This is a genomic window from Methylobacterium sp. 391_Methyba4 (assembly GCF_029691625.1).
Lineage (GTDB): Bacteria > Pseudomonadota > Alphaproteobacteria > Rhizobiales > Beijerinckiaceae > Methylobacterium > Methylobacterium fujisawaense.
In genome coordinates this window covers 86,488-109,975 of record NZ_CP121475.1, presented here as the reverse complement: position 1 = coordinate 109,975, position 23,488 = coordinate 86,488, and the positions used below count along the sequence as shown (strand labels likewise).

Below are 23,488 nucleotides of genomic sequence, written 5' to 3'. Positions count from 1 at the left end.
CGCTTCTACGGTTTTTGCGAACGGGCTTCAGACGCCGAGATAGGCGTGGAGCTTGTCGATATTGGCGTCAAGCTCGGCATTGGGGATCATATCGACCACCCGCCCCTGCTCGATCACGAAATGCCGGTCCGCCAGGGTCTGGGCGAAGCGGAAGTTCTGCTCCACCAGAACGATGGTGTAGCCTTTCGCCTTCAATTGCTGGATGGTCCGGCCGATCTGCTGGACGATGACCGGCGCCAGTCCCTCCGTCGGTTCGTCGAGGAGGATCAGCTTGGCACCGGTGCGCAGGATGCGTCCGATCGCCAGCATCTGCTGCTCGCCGCCGGAGAGCTTGGTGCCCTGGCTGCCGGCGCGCTCCTTCAGGTTCGGGAAGAGCTGATGGATCTCGTCCACCGACATGCCCCCCGGCTTCACCCGCGGCGGCAGCATCAGGTTCTCGTGGACCGTGAGGCTCGCGAAGATGCCCCGCTCCTCCGGGACGTAGCCGATTCCGAGGCGGGCGATGTTCCGGGACGCCATGCGGATGGTCTCGACACCGTCGTAGACGATCGAGCCGGCGCGCTTGCCGAGGATGCCGATGATGGCCCTCAGCGTCGTGGTCTTTCCGGCGCCGTTGCGCCCGAGCAGCGTGATGACTTCACCGGTCCGGACGTCGATGTCGATCCCGTGGAGCACGTGGCTCTCGCCGTACCAGCCTTCCAATCCGCGGACGGTGAGGAGCGCGCCGGTCGCGGCCGCCGGAGGTGTCTTGAGAGCCGCCTCACGCATGTCCCGCCCCGATATACGCTTCGACCACACGCGGATCCTTCGAGACCGTGGCGTAGTCCCCCTCGGCCAGCACCTGGCCGCGGGCCAGCACGGTGATCCGGTCCGAAAGGGAAGCGACCACCGACAGGTTGTGCTCGACCATCAGGATCGTCCGGTCCTTCGAGACGCGCCGAATGAGCGCGGCGGTCCGGTCCACATCCTCGTGGCCCATGCCGGCCATCGGCTCGTCGAGGAGCAGCATCTCGGGATCGAGAGCGAGCGTGGTTGCGATCTCCAGCGCGCGCTTGCGGCCATAGGACAGCTCGACCGCCAGCACGTCGGCGAACTCCGAGAGTCCGACCGCGTCGACCAGTTCGAGCGCCTCGCCGTTCAGCGCACGCAGGACCCGCTCGGGCCGCCAGAAATCGAAGGAATCGCCGCGCCGCCGCCGCTGCAGGGCGATGCGGACATTCTCCATCACGGTGAGATGCGGGAAGACCGCCGAAATCTGGAACGAGCGGACGAGCCCCAGCCGGGCGACATCCGCCGCCTTGAGGCCGGTGATGTCGCGATCCTTGTAGCGGATCGTCCCCGAGGTCGGGATCAGGAACTTGGTGAGCAGATTGAAGCAGGTGGTCTTGCCGGCGCCGTTCGGCCCGATGAGTGCGTGAATCGTGCCGCGCTCCACCTGCAACGCCACGCCGTTGACGGCCCGGAATCCACGGAATTCCATCGTCAGGCCATCGGTCGCCAGGATTACATCCCGTGCCAAGCGTGTCCCTCCCGGGTTTGATTTCTTGCCGCCATATCGCCGATCCGTGACGGTACAGTCCATCGCAATCGCCGGGGACCACGCGACAATCCCCCGTCAGTGATATCTGTCGCCGACCGTGTCGCGACGGTCGCTCGACCGAACTTGACCACGCGCCGCCCTCCGATTAACTCAGACAAATTACGGTGGCGCTATTCTGGGGAGACAAGGCATGGACGGTCGCGCGGCCTACATCGCCGTCGACTGGGGCACCACGAACCGCCGGGCCTTCGCCGTGTCGGGCTCGGGAGCGGTGCTCGACAGCCTGCAGGACGGACGCGGGATCCTCTCCCTGGCGCCCGGCGACTACCCCGCGGAGATCGCGGATCTGCGCGCGCGGCTGGGGCCTCACTTGGTCATCGCGGTCGGCATGGTCGGATCCAACCGGGGCTGGCTGTCGGCGCCCTACATCGCCGCGCCGGCAACCCTCGCGGCCCTGGCGAAAGCCTGCGTGGAACCCGCGCCCGACGTGCGGATCGTCCCCGGCGTCGCCCTGCGGGACGGACAGCGTCCCGATGTGATGCGGGGGGAAGAGGTCCAGGTCTTCGGTGCGATCGAAGCGGGTTCAGCGCCGCCGACGGCCTTGTTCTGTCAGCCGGGCACACACAACAAGTGGATCGAGACCGTCGATGGTGCGATCACGGATTTCACCACCGTGATGACCGGAGAGATCTTCGCCCTGCTTCGCGCACAGGGCATCCTGGCGGGGATGCTCGACGGTGAGGTCGGGAACGGAGCCGCCTTCCGCGCGGGCGTCGGGCGGGGCCTCGCCTCCCGAAACCTCGCCGCGACCCTGTTCGAGGTCCGCTCGGGACTGCTGCTCGACCGCCTCGCCCCCGATGACGCGGCCTCCTACGCCAGCGGCATCCTGATCGGCGCCGATGTCGGCACCCGGGACGACCTCCAGGGCCGTCCGGTCCATCTGCTCGGCGGCGGCCCCCTGGCCGCGCTCTACGCCGCCGCCATCGCGCAAGCGGGCGGGACTGCGGTGATCGTGCCGGACGGTTCCACCACGTCCGGTATCCACGCCATCTGGAGTCTGCGGACATGACCATCCACGACCGGTTCGAGGCGGCCTTCGCGGGCTGCCCGCTCGTGGCGATCTTGCGGGGACTCACGCCGGACGAGGCGCCGGCGATCGGGGAGGCCCTGGTCGGGGCCGGGTTCACCCTCATCGAGGTGCCGCTCAACTCGCCGGACCCGCTGCGGAGCATCGCGGTGCTCGCTGAGCGCCTCGCCGGACGGGCGCTCGTCGGCGCCGGCACCGTTCTCAGCCGATCGCAAGTCGCCGACGTCGCGGCCGCCGGCGGAGGCCTCGTGGTGTCGCCGAACGCCGATCCGACGGTCATCGGCGCGACCGTCGCGGCCGGTCTCGTTTCCCTCCCGGGCTATCAGACACCCACGGAGGCCTTTGCGGCCCTGGCGGCCGGCGCGACCGCGCTCAAGCTGTTCCCGGCGGACGTCGCGACGGCGCTGGCGCTCAAGGCGCATCGCGCGGTTCTGCCGCCGGGCACCCGAGTCCTAGCCGTCGGCGGGATCCTGCCCGAGACGATCGCGGGCTGGCGACAGGCCGGAGCCGATGGTTTCGGCCTCGGCTCCAATCTCTACCGCCCCGGCAAGGCGGCGGACGACGTGGCGCGCGACGCTGCGGCCTACGTGGCGGCATTGCAGCGATCTGCCTGAAGACACGTACGGGGTCCCGACGGCTTGGACCGGCGCCGAGGCTCGCCTATCAGCCTCTCGCGTCGGATAGGTCGGGAGCGGTAGATGATCGGTGACACTGCGGTATCGCCCGGTGGCGGCGGTTTCGACGGGCTGGAGACACCGTGCCTCCTCCTGGACGCCGACATCCTGCAGGCGAATGTCGACAGGATGCGCAGGCATATCGACGGGTTGGGCGTCACCCTGCGCCCGCATCTCAAGACGGCCAAATCCCTCGCGGTCGCGCGCCGGGCGATGGCCGGTCCCGCTGGACCCGCGACGGTCTCGACGCTCCGGGAGGCCGAGTATTTCGCCGAGGGCGGCGTGCGCGACATGATCTACGCTGTCGGCGTCGCACCGCAGAAGCTCGATCGGGTCGGAGCCATCCGACAGCGCTGGGGGGCGGATCTGGCGATCGTCCTGGATTCGGCAGCCCAGGCCGAGGCTGTGGCGGCCTGGAGCCGGCGCAGCGGCGATGCCCTGCCGGTGCTGATCGAGGTGGATGCCGATGGACATCGCTCCGGGGTCGGGCCGCGGGATGCCGAAGCGCTCGTCGCCATCGGCCGCGCGGTCGCGGACGGCGCGAGCCTGCGCGGCGTGCTGCTCCATGCCGGCGACAGCTATGGGCTGAGCGATCCCGCCGCCCTTCGTCGGGCGGCCGAGGCCGAGCGCGTGGCCGCCGTCGCGGCGGCCGAGATCCTGCGCGGCGCCGGCCTCCCCTGCCCTGTCGTGAGCGTCGGATCGACGCCCACCGCCCGGTATGCGGAGACCCTCGCGGGCGTCACGGAGGTGCGCGCCGGCGTGTTCATGATCGGCGACTTGTTCCAGGCGGGCGTCGGCTCCTGCACGATCGACGACATCGCCCTCACCGTTCTCGCGACGGTGATCGGGCATCAGCGGGACAAGGGCTGGATCATCACCGACGCGGGATGGATGGCACTCTCGCGTGATCGTGGCACCGCGCGGCAGGCGGTCGATCAGGGTTACGGCTTGGCCTGCGACATCGCCGGGCGCCCCTATCCGGACCTGATCGTGCGGGACGCCAACCAGGAGCACGGGATCGTCGCGGTGCGGAAGGGCGCTGCCGCCGGGCTTCCCGACCTTCCGGTCGGCGCGCGCCTGCGGCTTCTCCCGAACCATGCCTGCGCCACGGGTGCTCAGCACGACCGCTATCACGTCGTCGCCGATGGCCGCCTCTCCGGAGAGATCTGGCCGCGCATCAACGGCTGGTGAGGCGCGGCGCCGCGCCTAGCGGCGATTTGCGATGTTCCCTTTCGACCGGTCGGAACGGTCGACGACCGTCCGGCAGGCGGAACTCAACGCCACCCGATTCTCCCGCAGGCAGAGGGTGATAGCGCCCGCATTGGGAATCTGAGAGGCGCAGAGGCGCATCACGTCCGGCGTGCAGGCGGCCCGCTCGGCCCCCGTTTCCGCGAACGCCGAAGCCGTGCCGATGAGGACGACGAACAGTGCGAGGGGGGCGGACTTCATCGCGGTGGGTTCTCCTGAACGGGTCGGGTCGGCGTGCGGCCAAGCCTCGGCATCGGGCGAGAACGTCGACGCCGACCGAGATATCCCGTCACGCTTGTTTCAATCTGACGCAGGGGCGCCGCTCAAGACTACGCAGAGCGCAGGCTCAAGGACGCTCCTGCCGCGTAATCGTTCCGGTGGTGGCCGGCTCGATCAGTGCGGCGCCGACGACCGGTTGCGTTTTCCGCCGGTCGACCTTGTCCGCCGAGACGAGGGCGGCGGCGATCAGGGCCGACACCGCCAGCGTCGCCTTCACCACGTCCCAGACCCGCGCGAGCATGGCCGAACCCTTCCGATGTCACCGAATGCAAGCGGCGGATCCGCGTCGATCATCCGCGCACTCCGGATCCTCGACGGTGGCCGTTCCCAAAACCTTTCCTGCTCGACCGAGACCTGCAGATCGACGGTACCGTGATGCAATCAGGTCTCACTTCGACATCGGCCGAGCGGCCGCCTCGGCGGCCAGGGCTTCGAAGACCAGCGCGTGGCGCCGCGCGAGGGCCTCGACATCGCGGGTGTATCCGCCGCCGATCACCGCAGCGAGCGCGATCCCGCGCGCGCGAGCCTCGGCCACGACGAAGCGGTCGCGGGCGAGAAGGCCATCATCGGTGAGGCAGAGTCGGCCGAGGCGGTCGTCGCGATGCGGATCGACGCCGGCATTATAGAAGACGAGGTCCGGCGCGAATGCGTCGAGCAGCGGCGGCAGACGGGCACGCAGAACAGCGAGGTAGCCGGCTTCGTCGAGCCTGTCCGGCAGGCCGATATCGAGGTCGCCGGCGATCTTCTGCGCTGGATAATTGTTTTCGCAATGGATCGAGAAGGTGAAGAGCTCCGGGCTTCGGGCGAGACAATCGGCGGTGCCGTCGCCCTGATGCACGTCGAGATCGACCACGAGGACGCGCCGGACCAGCCCCTCGGCCTGGAGCGTCCGCGCCGCTACGGCGACGTCGTTCAGCACGCAGAAGCCAGCACCCTGCTGGCGCCGCGCGTGATGGCTGCCGCCAGCGGCGCTGCCCGCCAGACCTTCCGCCAGGGCGAGGCGCGCGGCCAGAAGGGTGCCGCCCACCGATGCGCGCGAGCGCCGGACGAGGGCCGCATCGACCGGTAGCCCGATGGCCCGCTCGATTTCAGGACCGACATCGCAGGCCAGCACCGCATCCACATAGGCGGCATCGTGAGCGCGGATCAGGATGTCCGCCCCGGCCGGCTCCGGCGTGACGAAACCGAGCGGAGCCAGCCCCTTCGCGATCAGCGTCTCCGCGAGCAGGCCGTACTTGCGCATCGGAAACCGATGGCCGACCGGGAGGGACGCCTCATAGGCCGGGTGGAAGGCGATCGGGGGAGTCACGCAGGGTGCCCGAGATCGTTCAGGATAGCGTCGGCGAGCGCCAGCCCGCTGTCGTATGCCGCCTCGATCCGGGCCCCCAGGCACCAATCCCCGGCTGCCCCGAGTCGGCATGCCGGATCGTAGAGGCAGGGCACCTGCAGGGCGTTCTCGACCTGCGCGTAGCGCCAGCGATGGGCTTCCATGTGGGACGGTCGAAGTTCGGAGCCGAGGCAGTCCCGGGTGGCGCGGACAAGTTCGGCGACGATCGTCTCACGGGGCGCTTCGAGATGCCGGCGCGACCAATCCGGGGTCGCGTGGACCGTGAGCCGGATCCCGGGGGGCCGCCCGGGCTTCGACGAATCGCACGCGATCAGGCCGATCGGACCGGCCCCCGGTTCGATCAGGACCTCCGGCGGGGACGTGTGCGCCGCGATCATCAAGGACCAGCAGGGTGCGTATGAAGCGCGGGCGATGTCCGGGAGGGTGACGCCGGATGCCGCGAGCAGCGTCATGACCTGCGGCGCCGGGACCGTGATCGCCACCGCGTCGAACGGCCCGTGAACGGCGCCGGACGCGTCCTCCAGCCGCCAGTGTGCCCCATCTCGGTGAAGACGCAGGATGGTCGTGGCGCTCTGGACCGGAAGACCCGACAGCAGGTCGCGCACGGGCTCGACCATGCTCGGCACGCCAACATGCCGTTCGGAACCGGCCCAGGGCGCAACGATGCCGCTTCGCGCCCATCGATCGATCTGACCCCCGAAGGCGGTACCGCGCGCGCGCATGAATTGAGCGCCATGGTCGAACTGGAGATCACCGACGCGCCGGGTTGCCATCCGACCGCCGACGCCGCGTCCCTTGTCGAACACCCGCACCCGCAGGCCCGCCTCGGCAAGGTGGCGTGCCGCAGCTGCGCCGGCCATGCCCGCGCCGAGAACCGCGACGATCCCACGCTCGTTCAAGTCCCTACTCCGCTCCGCAGGACGGCCAAGCCGGCCGCGTTGCAGCACAGATAGGGGTCAGCGATCAGGAGATCAGGGCGACCGAACTTCGCGCGTCGATGGGATTGGCGCGGACAATGGGTCGCCCCTCTTGGAGCTGCCGGACGGGATAGGTTGCGCGATCGCCGAACGGCCATGGTGCGGGTAGAGGGAATCGAACCCCCACGCCTTGCGGCTGGCGATTTTGAGTCGCCCGCGTCTACCAGTTCCGCCATACCCGCGTACGGAGGGCTCTTCGCATAGGTCGGCGGGTCCGGCCAAGTGTTGTTTTTGCGGTGGGCCCCGATCTGGCCAAGGCGGGACGCCTATGCTCAAAGGGCGACCGATCGCTCACTTCGGGACCTTGCATGCTCCGCCGGCTGTACGCGTGGATCCTGGCCCTCAGCGACAGGCCGTCCGCGCCCTATGCGCTCGGCGCTGTGGCCTTCGCCGAAAGCTCCTTCTTCCCGGTTCCGCCGGACGCGATGCTGGTGCCCATGGCGGTCGCCCGACCGGACCGGGTCTGGCTCTACGCCACGATCACCACCGTCGCCTCGGTCATCGGCGGACTCGTGGGCTACGCGATCGGGGCCCTCCTGTTCGATTCCCTCGGGGAATGGCTCATCCGTCTCTACGGATTGCAGAACTCGGCCGCGACCTTCCAGGATTCCTACGCGCGCTACGGCCACTGGGTGATCCTGCTGAAGGGACTCACGCCGATCCCCTACAAGCTCGTCACGATCACCTCGGGCTTCGCCCATTACAGCCTGTTCTGGTTCACGGTTCTGTCGATCGTGACCCGCGGCGCCCGCTTCTTCATCCTGGCCGGATTGCTTGGACGCTACGGCGTCCAGATTCGGGCCGTGCTCGACCGGCACCTCAACGCGGTTGCGGCGATCTCCGTCGCCGTCATCGTCCTCGGCTTCCTGCTCTTCAAGGTGATCCTGTAGCGATGAATACGGCGGCCGCCCTGCGCCTCAAGACCGCTGGCCTCTGGCTGGCAATCGCTTCCGCCCTCACCGTCGGAGCTGCGCTCGTTCTGCAGTACGGATACGGCTACGCGCCGTGCAAGCTCTGCCTGACAGAGCGGCTGCCCTATTACGCCGCGATCCCCCTGGGCCTTCTGGCCCTGTTCCTGCCGGAGCGCCTGGCACGGATCGCCCTCGGGCTCGCCGCCCTCGGCCTCCTCTACGGCGCCGGCATCGGGGTCTACCACGCCGGCGCGGAATGGGGCTTCTGGCCGGGGCCGGCCGATTGCGGGGGCGGCACCGGGACCAATCCGGGCCAGGTTGGCGACTTCCTCAACGCGCTCCAGATCACGAAGGTCGTCGATTGCTCGGTGGCGGCGCTGCGGGTGGCCGGGATCTCGCTCGCCGGCTGGAGTGCCCTTGTCTCGGCCGTGCTGGCGTCGTTCGCCGGGACTGCCGCCCTGCGGCCCTGAGGCTCGGGGCGGGTCTGGTATCCGCTCAGTTCCGGTCGTCCGGCAGGACCGGGATCGCCGCCACCTCGATGCCCTCGTCGATCAGCGCGCGCGCCTCCGCAGGGGTCGCCTCGCCATAGATCGAACGGCCCTCGGTCTCCCCGTAATGGATCCTGCGCGCCTCTTCGGGAAAGCGCGCGCCGACGTGCTCGGCATTCGCCACCACGTGCTCACGGAGCGCGCGCAGCATCGCCCGCAACTGACGCTCCGGCTCGGCGACCATGGTCACCGGCGCTTCCGCCTCCGCCTTCGCGGGCGGCGCAGATGCACGCGCCCGATCCGTGCGGGCGACGCTCGGCACCATCAGGGCCTTGCTGACCTTTGCGCTGTCGCAGACCGGGCACGTCACGAGCCCGCGTTCGACCTGCGTGTCGTAGGAGTCGGAGGACGGGAACCAGCTCTCGAAGCCGTGTCCGGCCTCGCAGACGAGACTGTAGCGGATCATTCTGTCGCTTGCTGTGCTGCCTGATGCGCCGCTTGAGCCTGGGAAGAGACGCGCTCGATGGTGAAGGGCCGACCGTGCTGCAGCGAGGGGATGCGGGCCCGGGCCTCGGCGACTCGCGCGAGGTCGATCTCCGCCAGAATGATCCCGGGCTCGGCCCCGCCGGCATCGGCCAGCACCCGGCCCCAGGGATCGACGATCAGCGAATGGCCGTAGGTTTCCCGCCCGTCCTCGTGCAGGCCGCCCTGCGCCGCCGAGATCACGAAGGCGCCGGTCTCGATGGCGCGGGCCCGCTGCAGGACGTGCCAATGGGCCTCCCCGGTCTGACGGGTGAAGCAGGCGGGTGCCGTCAGCACGTCCGCGCCCGCTTCGGCGAGGGCGCGGTACAGGGCGGGAAATCGGATGTCGTAGCAGATCGTCAGGCCGAGGGTGGCCCACGGCGTCTCGGCGAGGACCGCGCAGGCACCTCCGGAATACGTGGCGGATTCCCGCCACCGCTCGCCGCTCGGCAGGTCGACATCGAAGAGGTGCAGCTTGTCGTAGGACGCCAGGATCGCGCCATCGGCGCCGATCAGGTAGGCCCGGTTGGCGATCTTGTCGCCGGACCGGACTGCGATCGAGCCGATCTGGACGACCGTGCCGGTCTGGCGCGCGGTCTCGCGGAGGGCCGCCAGGGTCTGGTCCTGCTCCTCGGCGGTGACGTGGGCGAACAGGCGCTCGCGGCTCCGCTCCACCAGGGATGTCATCTCGGGAGTCTGCACGTAGGCCGCGCCCCGGGACGCCGCTTCGCGCACACCCGCCACGGCCGCGTCGCGGTTCGCCGCGGGATCGCGCCCCGACCGCATCTGCACGCAGGCGGCCGTGAAGCGGGCCTCAGGCATCGGCCGTGTCCTTGAGCAGCGGGTCGAGCTTGCCCGCCCGGTCGAGGGCGTACAGGTCGTCGCAGCCGCCGACATGCGTGGCACCGATGAAGATCTGAGGCACGCTCGTACGGCCGCCCGCGCGCTCGACCATCGCGGTTCGAGCACCCTGCGCGCGCTCGACGTCGATCTCCTGGAAGGCCACGCCCTTTTCCTTCAGCAGGCTTTTGGCCGCCGAGCAGTAGGGACACCAGCCCGTGGTGTAAATTGTGACCGGCTGCATCGCGAACGTCGTCCCGACCGTGAACTCCCGCCATATAGGAGTGCGGGACGCGACTTGCCTATGCCCGTGTCGCCACAGGCAAACTCGGTCGCGCCATGCCGGTGGCTCTGCGGCCGGCTCAGGCAGCCAGCAGTTTTTCGACCTCGTTCACGAGATCGCGCAGGTGGAAGGGCTTCGACAGGACCTTCGCATCCTTCGGAGCCTTGGAATCCGGGTTCAGGGCCACAGCTGCGAAGCCGGTGATGAACATGACCTTGATATCGGGATCGAGCTCGGTGGCCCGGCGGGCCAGTTCGATACCGTCCATTTCGGGCATCACGATATCGGTCAGCAGCAGCTCGAACGGCTCCTCGCGCAGCCGGTTGTAGGCCGAGAGGCCGTTGTCGAAGGACAGGACATCATAGCCCGCATTCTGCAGCGCCTTGGCCAGAAACCGGCGCATGTCGTTGTCGTCTTCCGCCAGCAGGATTTTCATCGGCCGGATCCGAGCCTTCGAGTCGAGAAGTTGATCCCATAAAGGGAGGCGATGGTAAACAAGGTGTTAGGATGGAGCGCGCAGCGGGAGCCGCGTGTCTCACGGGCGACTGCCCCATTCGCCGGCACGGAGTGGACAGGCGGTCGATCGCGCACCACAGTGAGCACCTGCCGTCCTCGTTCAACCGCCGGGGTGTCCACCAACCGATGACTGCATCCGAACCGGTACAGCCAGACGCCTTCGGATTTGCCCCGGCCTTTGCGGTCGACGAGCCCGCGGCGCACACCCTGCCCTTCGTCTTCAATACCGGTCATTCTGGAGCCGTCTACCCCCCAGACTTCATCGCAGCCTCGCGGCTCGACGCCCTGGCGCTGCGTCGTTCCGAGGACGCCTATGTCGAGCGCCTGTTCGCGCCCGTCGTCGAACTGGGCGCGCCGCTGCTGCGGGCCAACTTCCCCCGCGCCTTCCTCGACGTGAACCGCGAGCCGTACGAGCTCGACCCCCGCATGTTCGACGGGCGCCTGCCGCCCTTCGCCAACACCCGGTCGATGCGCGTGGCCGGCGGCCTCGGGACGGTCCCGCGCGTCGTCGCAGACGGTCAGGAAATCTACGCCCGGCGACTGCCCGTGGCCGAGGCGACCGCCCGGATCGAGGGCCTGTACAAGCCCTATCACCGCGCGTTGCGCAGCCTCATCCAGCGCACGGCGCGCGCGCATGGTTGCTGCATGCTCATCGATTGCCACTCGATGCCCTCATCGAGCCTGGGCCGCGACCCGGAGATGAAGGCCGACGTGGTGCTGGGTGACCGGTATGGCACGGCTTGCGCGCCCGCGCTGATCGACGGGTTCGAGGCCGCGTTCCGGGCTCGGGGTTTTCGCGTGGTGCGCAACAAGCCCTACGCGGGCGGGTTCATCACGGAGCATTATGGCGAGCCGAACCTGGATCGCCACGCGCTCCAGATCGAGGTCAACCGCGGCCTCTACATGAACGAGGTCAGCCTCGCGACGACGCCGGGCTTTCCGGCCCTGGTCGGAGCCTTGCGCGCCGTGATCGTCGAGGTCGCCCAAGATCTCGCAGATGTCGTTCCGCGCCAAATCGCCGCGGAATAGCGATCGCGCCGGGACGTTCGGCGGAGACGGGAGGACCAGACAGAAAAAAGGCCACTCCCGAAGGAGCGGCCCGAAGTCTAGGGAGGAAACGCCCAAGAAGGGCAGCGGAACCGCGACGCCATCGCGATCCCGCAACGCACAAATTAAAGTGCGCCGCACAAGAAGCAAGGGCAAATCGTCGGATCTCGCTGCTCTGCGTGCATACCTGAGCCGCGTGCGACGGACTAAAGAGGCCCACGCGGTCTCCGGGTGAGCGATCGGCCCCGATCACCGCGTTCGCCGGTCGGGGCCTGGACCTGGGCGGTTCGGCAGCCCCGGAGACGGCGCGCCTTAGCCCTGACGCTTCAGGAGCTTCTCGATTTCAGCCTTCAGCGGCCCCGCGAGGTCGTCGCGATCGAGGGCGTAGGCGAGATTGGCCGTGAGGAAGCCGAGCTTCGAGCCGGTGTCGTAGGTCCGGCCCTCGTAGCGCATGCCGTAGAACGCCTGCGTCTCCATCAGGTCGATCATGGCATCGGTGAGCTGGATCTCGCCGCCAGCGCCCTTCTTGCCATGCTCGAGAATACCGAAGATCTCGGGCTGCAGGATGTATCGGCCGGAAATGATGAAGTTCGAGGGCGCCGTGCCCTGCTTGGGCTTCTCGACCATGCCGGTGATCTGGAACGACTGACCGTAGGTCTCGCCGACGCTCACGATCCCGTACTGATGCGTTTCCTCCGGCTTCACCTCCTCGACGGCGATGATGTTGCCACCGTGGCGCTCATAGGCGGACAGCATCTGCTTCATGCAGCCGCGGCTGAGCATGTCGGGGAGCAGGACCGCGAAGGGCTCGTCGCCGACGATCTCCCGGGCGCACCACACCGCATGGCCCAGGCCCAGCGGGGCCTGCTGCCGGGTGAAACTCGTCTGGCCCGCCTTCGGCAGGTCCTTCTTCAGTTCCTCATAGGCGGCCGTCTTCCCCCGCTCCTGGAGCGTGTGGTCGAGTTCGAACGCCATGTCGAAATGATCCTCGATCACGGCCTTGCCGCGACCGGTCACGAAGATGAAGTGTTCGATCCCCGCCTCACGGGCCTCGTCGACGACATGCTGCACGACCGGCCGGTCCACGACCGTGAGCATTTCCTTCGGGACCGCCTTCGTGGCTGGCAGGAAGCGCGTGCCAAGGCCCGCGACGGGCAGGACGGCCTTGCGGATCGGTTTCATCAAACGGTAACCCCGGAACAGGATGGAGCGACGTGGTCGGCGGTGCCGTCAGTGAGATAGCTTAACGCGAGCCGTCGCAAGGGTTCTACGTCGATAGTATGAAGCAGCGGAGCGTAAATTTCCCGTCTGCAATCGCGTAATCAGGCTCGGCGGGACGGCGTCAGGGTGGGGGGTCATGGCGGTTCTGGTTACGGGCGGTGCCGGCTACATCGGCAGCCACATGGTGCTGGCGCTGCTCGATGCGGGCCACGAGGAGGTGATCGTCCTGGACGATCTGTCCACCGGCTTCGACTGGGCGGTTCCGGAGGGCGTCAAGCTCGTGGTCGGAGACGTGGCCGACCAAGCCCTTGTCACGCAGACGATCCTTCAGCATCGGATCGATGCCCTCGCCCACTTCGCCGCCAAGATCGTCGTGCCCGACTCGGTGGCCGATCCGCTGGGTTACTACCTGTCCAACACGGTCAAGACCCGATCGCTGGTCGAGGCCTCCGTGCGGGCCGGCGTCCGGCACGTCATCTTCTCCTCGACCGCAGCCGTCTACGGGGAGCCCGAGGTCGTGCCGGTTCCCGAGGACCTGCCACTGAAGCCGATCAATCCCTACGGCCGCTCGAAGCTGATGAGCGAATGGATGATCGCCGATGCCGCGGCCGCGCACGGCTTCTCGTACGTCATTCTGCGCTATTTCAACGTGGCCGGCGCGGATCCTGAGGGTCGGTCCGGCCAGTCGACGCCGAATGCCACCCACCTCATCAAGGTCGCCACGCAGGCGGCGCGAGGACAGCGCGCACGGCTCGACGTCTTCGGGACCGATTACCCGACCCCCGACGGGTCCTGCCTGCGCGACTACATCCAGGTCTCGGACCTCGCCGAAGCGCATCGTCTGGCCCTCGACCACCTCCGGTCGGGCGGCGACAGCCTGACGCTGAATTGCGGCTATGGCCGCGGTTACTCCGTGCTGGAGGTCATCGAGGTCGTGAAGCGTCTATCCGGCCGCGACTTCGAGGTCAGGCTCTGCCCGCGTCGTGCGGGAGATCCGGCCCGGATCGTGGCCGAGGGCGCGTTGATCCGCGAGCGTTTGGGCTGGCAGCCCCGGCATGACGATCTGGACGCCATCGTCGCTCAGGCCCTGGCCTGGGAGGAGCGCCTGGAAACGCGCAACCGGATCTGACCGAATGATGTCCCGCAGAGGGCTGCTCGCGGCGGCGGCCTGTCTCGCCGCGGGAGAGGTCCGCGCCGAAGATGCCTTCCGGGCCTTCGTGGCAGCGCTCCGACCGGACGCGGCGGCGCGGGGCGTCTCCGCGCAGACCTTCGACGCGGCATTCCGCGGAATCACCGGCCCGGACCCCGGCATCCTGGCGCATACGCGCCGCCAGAGCGAATTCGTCCGGCCCGTCTGGGACTACCTCGTCGGCGCCGTCTCCCCCGGACGCATCGCGCGCGGACGTGCCCGTGCCGCGGCCGTCGCAACGACCCTCCAGGCCATCAAAACCCGCTTCGGCGTACCGGGGCCGATGGTCACGGCGTTCTGGGGCGTGGAATCGGATTTCGGGGACAGCGCGGGCAGCGTTCCCACCATCCGAGCGCTGGCGACTCTGGCCGAGGCGCGCCACCGCGGCACGCTGTTTCGCGACGAACTCCTTGCCGCTCTCACGATCCTGCAGCGCGGCGACATCACGCCCGACCGGATGAGCGGCAGCTGGGCCGGGGCCATGGGCCAGGTCCAGTTCCTGCCCTCCACCTATCTGGCACATGCGGTCGATTTCGACGGGGACGGGCGGCGCGACATCTGGGCCAGCGCGGCGGATTCGCTCGCCTCGATCGCGGCCTACCTCAAGGATCTCGGCTGGGATCCGGCCCTGTCCTGGGGCTACGAGGTGCGCCTGCCGAAAGATTTCGACCTGAGCCGATACAGCGACGAGCTCGGCTCGTTCGCCGAGCGCGGCGTTGCCCGCACGGACGGGAAACCTCTGCCCGGCCGCGGCCGGGCCAGCCTGTTCCTGCCCGGGGGCCTCGGCGCCCCGGTCTTCCTGATCACCGACAATTTCGAGGTGATCCGAGGCTATAACACCTCGGATTCCTACGCTCTGGCCGTGGGCCACCTCGCGGACCGTCTCGGCGGCGGACCGCCGCTGGCGGCTCCCTGGCCGGCCGCAGGGGCGCGCCTCGACGGGCCGGGCCTTCGGGCCCTGCAGACCGGTCTGGCGGCCGCCGGCTTCTACGACGGTCCGACGGATGGCCGCGCCGGCCCGAAGCTGCGTGAGGCGGTGCGCCGCTATCAGATCAGCGTCGGATTGCCGGCTGACGGCTATGCCACGCCGGCCCTGCTCAGCCGGGTCACGGGACAGCCGGCGTCGCCGCGACGCTGATCCCCGCGAGAGGTTTAGACCCGCCGTCAGCTTCCACCTATACTGTGCGCGTTCCGAACGGGTTGGGTTCGGCGTACAGCGTACGGGATGCGCATGGTAGTCGCTCGTCGGCGTCACTCGGAACGCCCGTTGCTCCTCGGCCTCGCGGCCCTGCTGGGGCTCGCCGGTCTGTCCGTCCTCGGCGGGGGACCGGCCCGCGCGCAATGGGGCGACAGCTATCAGCAGCCCGGCGGCGGCACCTATTACGAGGCTCCGCCGCGGCGTCGGCCACGGGATGCGTATTACCGTGACGACGGCACATACGGGCGCCAACCGCGATATGCGCCGCAGCAGGAGGCGCCGCGCCAGTTCTACTGGCCCTGGGAGGACAGGCCGCAGCCGGTGGCGCCACAGCCGGAGCGCACCTACCGGGCGCCACGCTCACGTCCCCCCTACGCGACCGGGGAGGCACAACGACCGGCTCCCGCGGTGAAGCGGCGGGTCCGCCCGGCGCGGGCGCCGACGCCGCCGAAGCCGGCCGTCGCCAAGACCGAGCCGAACGTCCAGATCGCCGTGTTCGGCGATTCCCTGGCCGACCACCTCGCGAAGGGCCTCGACGACGTCTTCGAGGACAATGCCGACGTCGCCGTGATCGACCGTGCCAAAGGCGACAGCGGCCTCGTACGCAAGGACGTGGTCGACTGGCCGAAGGTTGCCCAGGACTATCTCCAGAGCAACGCGAAAGTGCGCTACGCCTTCGTGATGATGGGCGCCAACGATCGGCAGCCGATCCGCGACGGGGACGAGACGGTCGAGCCGCTGACGGATCGCTGGCGTGCCCTCTATCGCGCACGGGTCGAAGCGCTGGTGAAGGTGTTCGTCGATCGCAAGATCCCGCTGATCTGGGTCGGATTGCCGCCGATGCAGAGCGAATCGCTGAGCCGCGATCTCGCGTCGCTGAACGAGATCGTGCGCGACAGCGTGACCAAGGCCGGCGGCACCTATGTCGATATCTGGCCGGGCTTCGTCGACGATCGGGACCGGTACGCGGCGTCGGGACCGGATCCGGAAGGACAGATCGCCAAGCTGCGCACCGCGGACGGTGTCCACTTCACCAAAGCGGGTGACCGCAAGCTCGCGCATTTCGCCGATGTCGAGCTGAAGCGCCTCATGGGCACCGTGCCGGGATCGGCCGAGCCTTCGCCCACCGCAACCGTTGCGCCGACGGCGCCGTCCTCGACCTCGGGGCCCAGCCTCGACGGGCCCGCGCCGGCAACCGACACCGCGGCGATCGATCGCCAGATCACCGCCATGCTGCCGAGCCTGCCGGAACCCCCCGGTGTGCCGGCGCTTCCGGTCAAACCCGCGGCCGGACCTGTGGTCCCGCTGAGCCGCATGGAGGTCTCGCCCGGCGGCGCCCTCCTGAACGGGCGGCCGCGCGAGCCGGACAACCTCGGCACCGTGGAGCGGACGCTTCTGCGCGGAAACGCCCCCATGCCGCAGCCCGGCCGCGCCGACGATTTCCGCTGGCCGCCCGGCTGAGCCGGGCGCGCCTCTCTCTCGGTCGGCTTCAGCGCGGCAGGACGCTCGCGCCCATCAGGGTCTCGTCGATGGCGCGCGCCGCCTGACGTCCCTCACGAATAGCCCAGACTACCAGGGACTGGCCGCGGCGCATGTCGCCCGCCGCCCAGATCTTCGGATCCGAGGTCTGGTAGTCGTCCTCGTTGGCCTCGACGTTGCCGCGCTTGCTCACGCCGATTCCGGATTGCTCCAGGAGACCCTTCTGGACCGAGCCGGCGAAGCCGATCGCCATGAAGACGAGGTCGGCGGGCAGGACGAACTCGGTGCCGGGAATCGGCTGACGCTTGGCGTCGACCCGGGCGCAGACCACCCCGGTGAGCTGGCCCTTCTTGTTGCCCTGGAGCCGGAGCGTCGCGGCCTGGAACTCGCGCTCCGCCCCCTCGGCCTGGCTGGACGAGGTCCGCATCTTCGTCGGCCAGTACGGCCACACGGTCAGCTTGTCCTCCCGCTCGGGGGGACGGGGGCGGATGTCGAGCTGCGTCACCGACAGGGCACCCTGGCGGAACGCGGTACCGACGCAATCGGAGGCGGTGTCGCCGCCGCCGATGACGACCACGTTCTTGCCGCCCGCCAGGATCGGCAGCTCGCCGTTGCCGCGCATCGGCTCGCTGCTGACCCGGCGGTTCGACTGGACGAGATAGGGCATCGCGTAGTGAACGCCCTCCAGCTCCTGTCCCGGGAGCTGCGGGTTGCGGGGATCCTCGGCGCCGCCGCAGAACATCACGGCGTCGAACTCGGCCTTGAGCTCGTCCACCGACTTCGTCACGCCGATGTTCTGGTTGTAGTGGAAGACGACGCCCTCGGCCTCCATCTGGCGCACGCGCCGGTCGATGTGCCGCTTCTCCATCTTGAAGTCGGGGATGCCGTAGCGCAGCAGGCCGCCGGCCTTCGGCTCGCGCTCGAAGACATGGACGTCGTGACCGACCCGGGCGAGCTGCTGCGCCGCCGCCATGCCCGCGGGACCGGAGCCGACGATGGCGACGCGCTTGCCGGTGCGGGTCTCTGCGGGCTCGGGCTTGACCCAGCCCATGTTCCAGGCCCGGTCGGCGATCGCCTGCTCGATCGTCTTGATAGCGACGGGCTGGTTCTCGAGATTCAGCGTGCAGGCTTCCTCGCACGGCGCGGGGCAGATGCGGCCGGTGAACTCGGGGAAGTTGTTGGTGGAATGGAGGTTGCGCGCAGCCTCCTCCCAATCCGACTGGAAGACGAGGTCGTTCCAGTCCGGGATCTGGTTGTGGACCGGGCAGCCCGTCGGGCCGTGGCAGAACGGGATGCCGCAATCCATGCAGCGGGCCGCCTGTTTGGTCAGGTCGTGCTCGTCGAGCGGCAGCGTGAACTCGCGGAAATGCCGGACCCGGTCGGCGGCGAGCTGGTACTTCTGCTCCTGCCGGTCGAACTCGAGGAAACCTGTGATCTTGCCCATTGGTCCGCCCCTGGGCCGGCCAGTCCGTGACTGCGCTGCCCGCGTCGTCTCACATCATGCGTGCGTGACCGGGCGGCGAACCGCCCGGTTCGGGTGTCCGCCTATTCCGCGGCCACCGGCATCCGCGCCATCTCCATCTCGCGCAGCGCCCGGCGGTACTCCACCGGCATGACCTTCACGAACTTGGTGCGGTAGCCGCTCCAATCGTCGAGGATCGCCTTGGCGCGGGGGCTGCCCGTGTACTTGAGATGGTTGGTGATGAGCTGCGTCAGCCGCTCCTCGTCGTGCCCGGACATGTCGGCCAGGATGTCGACCCGCCCCTTGGTCTCCAGATCGCCGTCCTGGTGGAAGCGACGCATCAGGTCGTCCTCCTCCTCGACCGGCTCCAGATCGACCATCGACAGGTTGCAGCGCGCCGAGAACGAGCCGTCCTCGTCGAGCACGTAGGCGATACCGCCCGACATGCCGGCCGCGAAGTTGCGCCCGGTCTCGCCGATCGACACGACCACGCCGCCGGTCATGTACTCGCAGCCATGGTCGCCCATGCCCTCGACCACCGTGATGGCGCCCGAGTTCCGCACGGCGAAGCGCTCGCCGGCAGAGCCGCGAATGTAGCACTCGCCCGCGATCGCCCCGTACAGCACGGTGTTGCCGACCATGATGGTCCGGTCCTGCGGCGACTTCAGCGCGTCGCTCGGCCGGATGATCAGCTTGCCGCCCGACAGGCCCTTGCCGACATAGTCGTTGCCGTGGCCCGTCAACTCGAGGGTCACGCCGGCCGCCACCCAGGCGCCGAAGCTCTGGCCGGCGGTGCCGGCGAGCTTCACCACGATGGTGTCGTCGGGCAGGCCCTCGTGCCCATGCGCCTTGGCGACCATGCCGGACAGCATCGCTCCGGTCGCCCGATCCGAATTTCGGATCGTGTCGGTCAGGACGACGGGCTCGCCGGTCTCGATGGCGCGCTGGGCACCCGCGATCAGGCGACGGTCGAGGACCGTGTCGATCGGGTGATGCTGCACCTCCACGTGGCGGATCGCCGTGCCCTCGGCCACCTTCGGCCGGTGGAACAGCTTGGTGAAGTCGAGCCCGCGCGCCTTCCAGTGGGCGATGGCGTCGACCTTGTCGAGCAGGTCCGAGCGTCCGACCGCTTCCTCCAGCTTGGTGAAGCCCAGCGACGCCAGGATCTCGCGCACCTCCTCGGCCACGAAGAAGAAGTAGTTCACCACGTGCTCGGGCGTGCCCTTGAAGCGCTTGCGCAGCACCGGATCCTGCGTGGCAACGCCCACCGGACAGGTGTTCAGATGGCACTTGCGCATCATGATGCAGCCGGCGGCGATCAGCGGCGCCGTCGAGAAGCCCATCTGGTCGGCACCGAGCAGGGCCGCGATGATCACGTCGCGCCCGGTGCGGATACCGCCGTCGGCCTGGAGGGCGACGCGCCCGCGCAGGCCGTTGAGCACCAGCGTCTGCTGGGTCTCGGCCAGCCCGGTCTCCCACGGCCCGCCCGCATGCTTGAGCGAGGTCAGCGGCGCGGCACCGGTGCCGCCGTCGAAGCCCGAGATCGTGATGTGGTCGGCCCGCGCCTTGGCGACGCCGGCCGCGACCGTGCCGACACCGACCTCGGAAACGAGCTTCACCGACACGTCCGCCGACGGATTCACGTTCTTCAGGTCGAAGATCAGCTGGGCCAGATCCTCGATCGAGTAGATGTCGTGGTGGGGTGGCGGCGAGATCAGGCCGACGCCCGGCGTGGCGTAGCGGACCTTGGCGATCTTGGCGTCGACCTTGTGGCCGGGCAGCTGGCCGCCCTCGCCGGGCTTGGCACCCTGCGCGACTTTGATCTGCATCATGTCGGAATTGACGAGGTATTCCGTCGTGACGCCGAAACGGCCGGACGCAACCTGCTTGATCGAGGACCGGCGCGAGCGCCCGTCCGGCAGCGGCTTGAACCGCTCGACCTCCTCGCCGCCCTCGCCGGAGTTCGAGCGGCCGCCGAAGGAGTTCAGCGCGATGGCGAGCGTCTCGTGCGCCTCCTTGGAGATGGAGCCGTACGACATGGCGCCGGTGGCGAAGCGCTTGACGATCTCGGAGGCCGGCTCGACCGACTCCAGAGGGACCGGCTGACGGCCGATCTCCGGGGCCGACTTGATCCGGAACAGGCCGCGCAGCGTCTTGAGCTGGTGCTCCTGGCGGTTCACGAGATCGGCATATTCCCGGTAGCGCTCGGGCACGTTGAGGCGCACCGCGTGCTGCAGCGTGGCCACCGTGTCCGGCGTCCAGGTGTGGGTCTCGCCGCGCAGGCGGTAGGCGTATTCGCCGCCGACATCGAGGGCGTTCCGGTAGACCGGCGCGTCCCCGAAGGCGTCGCGGTGACGGCGCACCGTCTCCTCGGCGATCTCGGCCATGCCGACGCCCTCGATGGTCGTCGCAGTGCCGAAGAAGTCGCGGCCCACGAAGGTCGAGTTCAGCCCGACCGCGTCGAAGATCTGGGCGCCGCAATAGGACTGGTAGGTCGAGATGCCCATCTTGGACATCACCTTCAGCAGGCCCTTATCGATCGCCTTGATGTAACGGTAGATGATCTCGTCGTCGGTGAGATCCGGGGGGAACTCATCCTTCATCTCGAGCAGCGTCTCGAAGGCGAGATACGGGTTGATCGCCTCGGCGCCGTAGCCCGCCAGGCAGGCGAAGTGATGCACTTCGCGCGGCTCGCCCGATTCGACCACGAGGCCGACCGAGGTCCGCAGCCCCTTGCGGATCAGGTAATTGTGGACGGAGGCCGTGGCGAGAAGCGCCGGAATCGGGATCCGGTCCGGCCCGACCGCCCGGTCGGTGAGAACGATGATGTTGTAGCCGCCGCGCACCGCAGCCTCGGCCCGGTCGCAGAGGCGGTCCAGCGCCCCGTCCATGGCCTGCGCGCCCGACTCGGCCGGGTAGGTCATGTCGAGCGTCTTGGTGTCGAACCGGTCCTCGAAATGGCCGATCGAGCGGATCTTCTCCAGGTCACCGTTCGTCAGGATCGGCTGGCGGACCTCCAGGCGCTTGCGCCGGGAGGCGCCTTCCATGTCGAGCAGGTTCGGCCGCGGCCCGATGAACGACACGAGGCTCATCACGGCCTCCTCGCGGATCGGGTCGATCGGCGGGTTCGTGACCTGCGCGAAGTTCTGCTTGAAGTAGGTGTAGAGCAGCTTCGACTTCTCGGAGAGCGCCGAGAGGGGCGTATCCGTGCCCATCGAGCCGACCGCCTCCTGGCCGGTGACGGCCATGGGCTGCATCAGCAGCTTGAGGTCTTCCTGGGTGTAGCCGAAGGCCTGCTGACGATCGAGCAGGCTGACGTCGCCGCGCGACTCGCGCGGCTGCACCGGGCGCAGATCCTCCAGGACGATCTGGGTGTTCTTGACCCAATCGGCATAGGGGTGCGCGGCGGCGAGCTCGCCCTTGATCTCCTCGTCCGAGACGATGCGACCCTTCTGCAGGTCGATCAGCAGCATCCGGCCCGGCTGGAGGCGCCAGGATTGCACGATCTTCTCGTCCGGGATCGGCAGGGTACCCATCTCGGAGGCGAGCACCACGAGGCCGTCATCGGTGACGATGTAGCGGGCCGGGCGCAGACCATTCCGGTCGAGGGTCGCGCCGATCTGGCGGCCGTCCGTGAAGGCCACGGCGGCGGGGCCGTCCCACGGCTCCATCAGCGCGGCGTGATACTCGTAGAAGGCGCGCCGCTCCTCGGTCATCAGCGGGTTGCCGGCCCAGGCCTCCGGGATGAGCATCATCATCGCGTGGGCGAGCGGGTATCCGCCCTGCACGAGGAACTCGAGGGCGTTGTCGAAGCAGGCGGTATCCGACTGCCCTTCGTACGAGATCGGCCACAGCTTCGAGATGTCGTTGCCGAACAGGTCGGAATCGACGCTCGCCTGACGGGCGGCCATCCAGTTGACGTTGCCCCGCAGCGTGTTGATCTCGCCGTTATGGGCGACCATCCGGTACGGGTGCGACAGCCGCCAGGTCGGGAACGTATTGGTGGCGAAACGCTGGTGGACGAGGGCGATCGCCGAGACGAAGCGCTTGTCCTTCAGGTCGAGGAAGTAGCCGCCGAGCTGCGTGACCAGCACCATGCCCTTGTAGACGATGGTCCGGGACGACACCGAGACCGGGTAGAACTCCTTCACCCGCGGGTCTTCGAGGGCGTAGACCTTGTTGGAGATCACCTTGCGGGCGACATAGACCCGGCGCTCGAACGCGTCCTGGTCGGTGACCGAGGCCGGCCGGCCGATGAAGACCTGACGGTGATGCGGCTCGGTCGCCTTCACGGCCTCTCCGAGATCCTCCGGATCGACCGGCACGTCGCGCCAGCCGAGCAGCGGCAGGCCCTCGGCGGCGAGCGCCGATTCGACGATCTCCTGAATGATCGCCCGCGGCTCGTCCGCCTTCGGCATGAAGAACTGGCCGATCGCGTACGAACCCGCCGGCGGCAGCTCGAATCCGAGCCGCGAGCATTCCTCGGCGAAGAAGCCGTGCGGAATCTGCGTGAGGATGCCGCAGCCGTCGCCCATCTTGGGATCGGCGCCCACCGCACCGCGATGGTCGAGGTTCTCCAGGATCTTCAGACCCTGCGCGACGATCGCGTGGGTCCGGCGGTCGTGCATGTCGGCGATGAAGCCGACGCCGCAGGCATCGCGCTCGTTCGCGGGATCGTAGGAACCCTGGGCTTTCGGAAGGGCGGGATCGCGCACGATGAGCGGCATCGCGCCGCCGCGCGGGGCGGCAGCCTGGGCCGTGGACGCAGCAAACTCTTCGGCAGCCCTGCGTTGTGACATGCTTCGTCTCGTCCTTCCCTCGAACCCGTCCGCAGCCAAGAACCCGCGAGCATGTTTCATGCCCGCAAGCCGTCGGCGCCCGGCGCTTCGGCCTCTTGCCGCAGGCCATCCGGCCGGTCCGGGTGGACACGTCCGTCGGCTTGCGTTCATCGAGGACCCAGACCGCTCAGGGAGCGGTGCGCTGGCGCGCCCGTATCCGTCAGCCGAAGAACTCGCCCGCGCGCGAGACGGCGACGGCCGGGGTGCACGGCCGATGGGACAGTTGTGCTGTCCTAAGTCGCAAAACTGCCAGATTGAAATGTTTTCAGCAAGAGACTGCTGGCGGCTGCGGCGTCGCCGCTCTGGATGAGGGGGCGGACCCGGCTCCCGGCCTCCGCAAT

22 protein-coding genes and 1 tRNA gene are annotated in these 23,488 nt (G+C 68.7%); 9 read left to right on the top strand and 14 right to left on the bottom strand.

Annotated elements, in window-relative coordinates; genetic code table 11:
• Positions 1 to 27 precede the first annotated feature (27 nt).
• Positions 28 to 768 carry an ABC transporter ATP-binding protein gene (locus P9K36_RS00620; RefSeq protein ID WP_043380399.1) on the bottom strand — a complete coding sequence of 247 codons (741 nt, stop codon included), beginning with the start codon at positions 766 to 768 and terminating at the stop codon, positions 28 to 30.
• Positions 761 to 1,519, bottom strand: a complete 759-nt coding sequence (locus P9K36_RS00615) for an ABC transporter ATP-binding protein (RefSeq protein WP_043348639.1) — start codon at positions 1,517 to 1,519, stop codon at positions 761 to 763. The genes P9K36_RS00620 and P9K36_RS00615 overlap by 8 nt, the downstream gene beginning before the upstream one ends.
• 211 nt (positions 1,520 to 1,730) lie before the next feature.
• On the opposite strand from P9K36_RS00615, the gene P9K36_RS00610 reads away from it, so the two are divergent.
• The 3 genes from P9K36_RS00610 (at position 1,731) to P9K36_RS00600 (ending at position 4,492) form a co-directional block, all read left to right on the top strand.
• Positions 1,731 to 2,609 carry a 2-dehydro-3-deoxygalactonokinase gene (locus tag P9K36_RS00610; RefSeq protein ID WP_278306471.1) on the top strand — a complete coding sequence of 293 codons (879 nt, stop codon included), beginning with the start codon at positions 1,731 to 1,733 and terminating at the stop codon, positions 2,607 to 2,609.
• Complete coding sequence (locus P9K36_RS00605) at positions 2,606 to 3,241, top strand: 2-dehydro-3-deoxy-6-phosphogalactonate aldolase (RefSeq protein WP_043754915.1); 636 nt, start codon at positions 2,606 to 2,608, stop codon at positions 3,239 to 3,241. The genes P9K36_RS00610 and P9K36_RS00605 overlap by 4 nt, the downstream gene beginning before the upstream one ends.
• Positions 3,242 to 3,325: 84 nt before the next feature.
• Positions 3,326 to 4,492, top strand: a complete 1,167-nt coding sequence (locus tag P9K36_RS00600; protein WP_043754912.1) for an alanine racemase — start codon at positions 3,326 to 3,328, stop codon at positions 4,490 to 4,492.
• A 15-nt stretch (positions 4,493 to 4,507) separates the two neighbouring features.
• Here the strand turns inward: P9K36_RS00600 and P9K36_RS00595 are convergent, their stop codons facing one another.
• From P9K36_RS00595 to P9K36_RS00575, 5 genes are all read right to left on the bottom strand, one after another.
• Entirely contained in the window at positions 4,508 to 4,750 is a 243-nt protein-coding gene (locus tag P9K36_RS00595; RefSeq protein ID WP_043353734.1) for a hypothetical protein, read from the bottom strand.
• A gap of 145 nt (positions 4,751 to 4,895) precedes the next feature.
• Positions 4,896 to 5,069, bottom strand: a complete 174-nt coding sequence (locus tag P9K36_RS00590) for a hypothetical protein (protein ID WP_164706330.1) — start codon at positions 5,067 to 5,069, stop codon at positions 4,896 to 4,898.
• Between the two features lie 147 nt (positions 5,070 to 5,216).
• Entirely contained in the window at positions 5,217 to 6,137 is a 921-nt protein-coding gene (locus P9K36_RS00585) for a histone deacetylase (RefSeq protein ID WP_278306470.1), read from the bottom strand.
• Entirely contained in the window at positions 6,134 to 7,075 is a 942-nt protein-coding gene (locus P9K36_RS00580) for an FAD-dependent oxidoreductase (RefSeq protein ID WP_278306469.1), read from the bottom strand. The genes P9K36_RS00585 and P9K36_RS00580 overlap by 4 nt, the downstream gene beginning before the upstream one ends.
• Before the next feature lie 175 nt (positions 7,076 to 7,250).
• A tRNA-Leu gene (locus P9K36_RS00575) sits at positions 7,251 to 7,335 on the bottom strand.
• A 126-nt stretch (positions 7,336 to 7,461) separates the two neighbouring features.
• Between P9K36_RS00575 and P9K36_RS00570 the strand changes: the two genes are divergently transcribed.
• Together P9K36_RS00570 and P9K36_RS00565 are read left to right on the top strand one after the other, a co-directional pair.
• Complete coding sequence (locus tag P9K36_RS00570; protein WP_043353820.1) at positions 7,462 to 8,043, top strand: YqaA family protein; 582 nt, start codon at positions 7,462 to 7,464, stop codon at positions 8,041 to 8,043.
• Between the two features lie 2 nt (positions 8,044 to 8,045).
• Positions 8,046 to 8,534, top strand: a complete 489-nt coding sequence (locus tag P9K36_RS00565) for a disulfide bond formation protein B (RefSeq protein ID WP_043754907.1) — start codon at positions 8,046 to 8,048, stop codon at positions 8,532 to 8,534.
• A gap of 25 nt (positions 8,535 to 8,559) precedes the next feature.
• On the opposite strand, the gene P9K36_RS00560 is transcribed toward P9K36_RS00565, so the two are convergent.
• The 4 genes from P9K36_RS00560 to P9K36_RS00545 all read right to left on the bottom strand — a co-directional run bounded on the left by P9K36_RS00560 (position 8,560) and on the right by P9K36_RS00545 (position 10,633).
• Entirely contained in the window at positions 8,560 to 9,018 is a 459-nt protein-coding gene (locus P9K36_RS00560) for a DUF1178 family protein (RefSeq protein ID WP_043754906.1), read from the bottom strand.
• On the bottom strand, positions 9,015 to 9,896 hold the full coding sequence (locus P9K36_RS00555; RefSeq protein ID WP_043754904.1) for a carbon-nitrogen hydrolase family protein: 882 nt from the start codon (positions 9,894 to 9,896) through the stop codon (positions 9,015 to 9,017). The genes P9K36_RS00560 and P9K36_RS00555 overlap by 4 nt, the downstream gene beginning before the upstream one ends.
• The gene (gene grxC / locus P9K36_RS00550; protein ID WP_043353813.1) at positions 9,889 to 10,158 is read right to left on the bottom strand and encodes a glutaredoxin 3; all 270 of its coding nucleotides are present in this window, start codon (positions 10,156 to 10,158) and stop codon (positions 9,889 to 9,891) included. The genes P9K36_RS00555 and grxC overlap by 8 nt, the downstream gene beginning before the upstream one ends.
• Positions 10,159 to 10,276: 118 nt before the next feature.
• Positions 10,277 to 10,633 carry a response regulator gene (locus tag P9K36_RS00545; RefSeq protein WP_003603128.1) on the bottom strand — a complete coding sequence of 119 codons (357 nt, stop codon included), beginning with the start codon at positions 10,631 to 10,633 and terminating at the stop codon, positions 10,277 to 10,279.
• A 206-nt stretch (positions 10,634 to 10,839) separates the two neighbouring features.
• Here P9K36_RS00545 and P9K36_RS00540 point away from each other — a divergent pair, with 206 nt between their 5' ends.
• Positions 10,840 to 11,742, top strand: a complete 903-nt coding sequence (locus tag P9K36_RS00540) for an N-formylglutamate amidohydrolase (protein WP_043754900.1) — start codon at positions 10,840 to 10,842, stop codon at positions 11,740 to 11,742.
• Positions 11,743 to 12,072: 330 nt separating this feature from the next.
• Here P9K36_RS00540 and galU read toward each other — a convergent pair whose 3' ends face one another.
• Positions 12,073 to 12,942 carry a UTP--glucose-1-phosphate uridylyltransferase GalU gene (galU, locus tag P9K36_RS00535; protein ID WP_043380421.1) on the bottom strand — a complete coding sequence of 290 codons (870 nt, stop codon included), beginning with the start codon at positions 12,940 to 12,942 and terminating at the stop codon, positions 12,073 to 12,075.
• A gap of 175 nt (positions 12,943 to 13,117) precedes the next feature.
• Between galU and galE the strand changes: the two genes are divergently transcribed.
• From galE to P9K36_RS00520, 3 genes are all read left to right on the top strand, one after another.
• Positions 13,118 to 14,110, top strand: coding sequence for a UDP-glucose 4-epimerase GalE (gene galE, locus P9K36_RS00530; RefSeq protein WP_043353807.1), 993 nt, complete (start codon positions 13,118 to 13,120; stop codon positions 14,108 to 14,110).
• 4 nt (positions 14,111 to 14,114) lie between these two features.
• Positions 14,115 to 15,308, top strand: a complete 1,194-nt coding sequence (locus P9K36_RS00525) for a lytic murein transglycosylase (protein ID WP_278306468.1) — start codon at positions 14,115 to 14,117, stop codon at positions 15,306 to 15,308.
• 93 nt (positions 15,309 to 15,401) lie between these two features.
• Positions 15,402 to 16,829, top strand: a complete 1,428-nt coding sequence (locus P9K36_RS00520; RefSeq protein ID WP_278306467.1) for a DUF459 domain-containing protein — start codon at positions 15,402 to 15,404, stop codon at positions 16,827 to 16,829.
• Between the two features lie 28 nt (positions 16,830 to 16,857).
• Here the strand turns inward: P9K36_RS00520 and P9K36_RS00515 are convergent, their stop codons facing one another.
• On the bottom strand, positions 16,858 to 18,291 hold the full coding sequence (locus P9K36_RS00515; RefSeq protein WP_043353802.1) for a glutamate synthase subunit beta: 1,434 nt from the start codon (positions 18,289 to 18,291) through the stop codon (positions 16,858 to 16,860).
• A gap of 101 nt (positions 18,292 to 18,392) precedes the next feature.
• Positions 18,393 to 23,108, bottom strand: a complete 4,716-nt coding sequence (gltB, locus tag P9K36_RS00510) for a glutamate synthase large subunit (protein WP_043754887.1) — start codon at positions 23,106 to 23,108, stop codon at positions 18,393 to 18,395.
• Between the last annotated feature and the right edge of the window lie 380 nt (positions 23,109 to 23,488).